The sequence below is a fragment of the Aeromonas finlandensis genome (genome assembly GCF_000764645.1).
In the GTDB taxonomy this organism is placed as follows: domain Bacteria; phylum Pseudomonadota; class Gammaproteobacteria; order Enterobacterales; family Aeromonadaceae; genus Aeromonas; species Aeromonas finlandensis.
In genome coordinates, this window is sequence record NZ_JRGK01000182.1 from 1 (window position 1) to 3,799 (window position 3,799).

A 3,799-nucleotide genomic window follows, 5' to 3' on the forward strand; every position below is an offset into this window, starting at 1 on the left:
GCTTTGGCCATCTGCTTGCCAAAGTGGAGGAAGGCAGACAGGCCGCCCGCATCGAGGATGGAGACCGCCTCCATCTGCAACACCAGCACCTGGTGCCCTTTCACTTGTGCTTCCAGCTCGGCAAAGACCCGTTCGGCCGCTGCAAAGAAGAGCGGGCCGTTGATCTTGTAGAGCAGACCGTTGTCCGGCACCTCATGGGCATAGCGCTTGTGCTCGGCCAAATCGTGCAGTTTGGTCATCTTGGCGATTTCGCGCATAAAGAGCAGGGAGGCCAGGATCACCCCGAAGGTGATGGCGATGACCATGTCGAAGATGACGGTGAGTGACAGGCAGACCAGCAGCACCAGCACGTCGGATTTGGGGGCGCGACGGATCAGCTCCACCACCTTGTGCGCTTCACTCATGTTCCAGGCCACGATGAGCAGCAAGGCGGCCATGGCCGAGAGCGGCAACCAGGAGAGCCAGGGCGCCAGCACCAGAATGGCGGCCAGCACCACCAGCGCATGGATGATCCCCGAGATGGGGGATGTAGCGCCGGCACGCACGTTGGCGGCAGAGCGGGCGATGGCGGCGGTGGCGGTAATGCCGCCAAAGAAGGGGGCGAAGATGTTGCCAAGCCCCTGCCCCACCAGCTCGGCATTGGAGCTATGTTTGCGACCGGTCATGCCATCCAGCACCACGGCACAGAGCAGCGATTCGATCGCCCCCAGCATCGCCATGGAGAAGGCGGCAGGCAGCAGCCGCTCAAGGGCCGCCAGGTTCCATTCAACCGGCAAGCCATCCGGCCCGGGCAAGGCCCAGGGCATCACCAGGGTTGGCGCGATGGGCGGGATCCCCATTCCCTGGGTGCCATCGGCCAGGGTATAGCTGAACTTGCTGCCGATGGTGGCCACATCTACCCCAAAGTAATGGAGGCCAAAACCCAGACCCACCCCGACCAGCACCGCGGGCAGGTGGCCGGGCACCGGCAGACGCAAGCGCGGCCAGAGCAGCAGCACGGCCAGCGTTGCGACCCCCACCAGGGTATCGCCCCACTGCCAGCTTGGCAGGGCGGCGACCAGCGCTTCGACCTTGCCCAGATAGGTTTCCGGCATCTCGGGCACGCTCAGGCCAAAGAAGTCCTTGATCTGCAAGGTGGCGATCACGATGGCGATACCACCGGTAAAGCCCAGCGTCACTGACGGTGGAATGTACTCGATGAGGCGGCCAAGACGGGCCATCCCCATCGCCACCAGAAAGAGGCCGGAGATAAGGGTCGCCATCAACAGGCCACCGACCCCGAACTGCTGGGCGACCGGATAGAGGATCACCACAAAGGCGGCGGTCGGGCCGGAGATGGAGTAACGGGAGCCACCGGTCACGGCGATCACAATACCGGCGATGATGGCGGTATAGAGACCGTGTTGCGGCGGCACACCGCTGGCGATGGCCAGCGCCATGGCGAGCGGGATGGCAATGATGCCCACCGTCACACCGGCGATAAGATCACGGCCGAAGCGGGCCATGCTGTAGGGTTCATCAATACAGGACTGGCGTAAGGCTATGGCGAGCTTCACGCTATTTAAAGAGGCTTGCTTGTGCATGTATATCGTAATACCAGAAGAGGGAGATAAAGGCCGGAGAGATCCGGCGCCCGATCATCATCAAGGGCCGGCAGGAGTGTCGACGCGGCGATGGTATCCTGCGTCACCTTACTCCAGACGGGCCATTTTTTCGATGGGCAGGATCAATGAAACGCGCGCTCACCCATTATTTGGCCTATTTGCTGCCAAATCGCCGATGTTGACGATTGCTCTCCCCCTTTTAGCTGCAAAGATTACCATTTGAGCCTCACCTGGTTGCCAGCACGTTCGCGACATCATGCAGGCATCATCAGGTTGATGCGAACCGAACAAATGCCCCTGCTCCTATCTGCCAAAGTGATGGCAAGGGACTGATTGTGCTGAAAATAAACCACAAAGCACAACTTTTGGGCAAACAGTCCGAAAATCCGGTTTTCGGTGAGTTCGCGGGTTGACACCCGTCGCCTTGGTCATTAATATTCGCCCCGTCTTAACGAGACAGGCAATTCCTCCTTAGTTCAGTCGGTAGAACGGCGGACTGTTAATCCGTATGTCACTGGTTCAAGTCCAGTAGGAGGAGCCAATTCCCTCGTAGTTCAGTCGGTAGAACGGCGGACTGTTAATCCGTATGTCACAGGTTCAAGTCCTGTCGAGGGAGCCATCTTCTAAAGCCCAGCCTTATGGCTGGGCTTTTTCACATCTATCTCTTCATTGTTTCAAGCTGATCTAGCCCTCTCTCACTGCATGCTCTCGCACATTCCTCTCGCAGCAAGCAACCCCCCCCTGTTTTCTCCCGACTCACATTCAACTAGCGACGACTCCGGCCCCTATCTGGTGCAGCAGGATAAAAGCGCTCATCGCGAAGTGCCGCGACCAGCGGCGGCACCATAAGAGACGTCCACTGGTATTAGACAAAGCACGTTATCGCAGGCGACATGTCGCAGAGCGGTGCTTCGAATGGCTGAAGAAGTGTCGCAACTCCTCAACAAGACATGAAAAGCTGGCGGTTCAAGCTGGCTTTCTGCCTTCGTTACTGCCAGGGGCGATGCGAGGAGAGAAAACCAGCACGTTGAGAACAGAGACTCGTATCCGGATATCGATCTCAGTGATTTCGAAAAGTCGGCATGAACGCCACAAAATCAAGAATGGATCTGTATCTGGTGAGATCCCGTATTGGGCCAATCATAAAGATCCGAATGATTAGCTCACTCACAGTGGCCATCTTCTGCATATCACATCAAGACATGGCAGCATGACCAGCCATTAAGTTGGCTTTAATTAAAGCCATAAAACAACCATCCTTTATCGCCTATATGCCGGATTTAAATAACCAAGCTCCCTTTTAACTCACACTATTGTTGGCACTCTAAACACCATTGAAATATACATTTACATCCATTCCAACCGCTCATGAACAGAATCATTGCAAGCCATCGCCACACTGCCATAAAACAAACGTTTTTCTTCGTTTTGGGGATTCAAAAAATATTTTTTGACACAAGCAACAATAATCCGCCACGCTCCTAACTCTATGATTTTTAATTTTTAAAAAATATGTACACCATTAAACCACATAAAAACTCATAGTTTTACCGAAAAAATAACTGAAATAAGATATATTCTGGACTTATCAACCACTGCATGATAAATATATGCTATTGTTTCTTTATATTTTATCTACTCATGGGCAAAAGTTATCGTGGACATCATCTATCGCATCAATGATGCACTCATTTTTACGCCATCTTTATTCAAATTACATGTGCCCGGTCGAGAAATAAAGCTGAGCAACAAAGAAACCGATTTACTTGCCCGTTTATGTAAGGATGCAGGCAATGTCGTACAAAGAAATGAATTGTTGGATTTTTTATGGCCAAGGCAAGACAGCGCCAATACCAACTTGAATCGAGTTGTATTATCACTGCGGCGAAAATTTGATACTCTTGGCTATAACAATGTGATAGAGACAATACCTCGCGTTGGTTACATGGTGATAGCCAATATCAGTACAATAACTGAAGATGAAATAAAACATGATGTTGTCATCAAAAATCTGCCACCAACCAAGCGCAGAACTCTATTTTTCGGTTTAACAACGACCATCATAATAGCAGCATGCTCATCATTCACATTTTTCTTTGCTTATGAACGACCACACCCCCCCACTCAGCCAGTGCTTATCTCAACACATAGTCGAACGGCATCTCTTTACGTAGTAAAAAATGCATTCCAAGATG

At 52.6% G+C, this 3,799-nt stretch carries 2 protein-coding genes, 2 tRNA genes and 1 pseudogene; 4 read left to right on the forward strand and 1 reads right to left on the reverse strand.

The features are described from left to right. On the reverse strand, positions 1-1,583 hold a 1,583-nt coding region (gene dauA / locus LD28_RS0112355), incomplete at its 3' end, for a C4-dicarboxylic acid transporter DauA (RefSeq protein ID WP_033137267.1). 486 nt (positions 1,584-2,069) lie between these two features. Here dauA and LD28_RS0112360 point away from each other — a divergent pair. The 4 genes and pseudogenes from LD28_RS0112360 to LD28_RS22375 all read left to right on the forward strand — a co-directional run. Continuing rightward, a tRNA-Asn gene (locus tag LD28_RS0112360) sits at positions 2,070-2,145 on the forward strand. Positions 2,146-2,147: 2 nt separating this feature from the next. Beyond that, a tRNA-Asn gene (locus tag LD28_RS0112365) sits at positions 2,148-2,223 on the forward strand. 180 nt (positions 2,224-2,403) lie between these two features. Next, positions 2,404-2,635 (forward strand): annotated as a pseudogene (locus tag LD28_RS22370) (IS5-like element ISAs34 family transposase); the annotation flags it as partial. A gap of 626 nt (positions 2,636-3,261) precedes the next feature. Next, positions 3,262-3,799 (forward strand): winged helix-turn-helix domain-containing protein (locus tag LD28_RS22375; protein WP_193354308.1); only part of this gene is annotated, 538 nt, incomplete at its 3' end.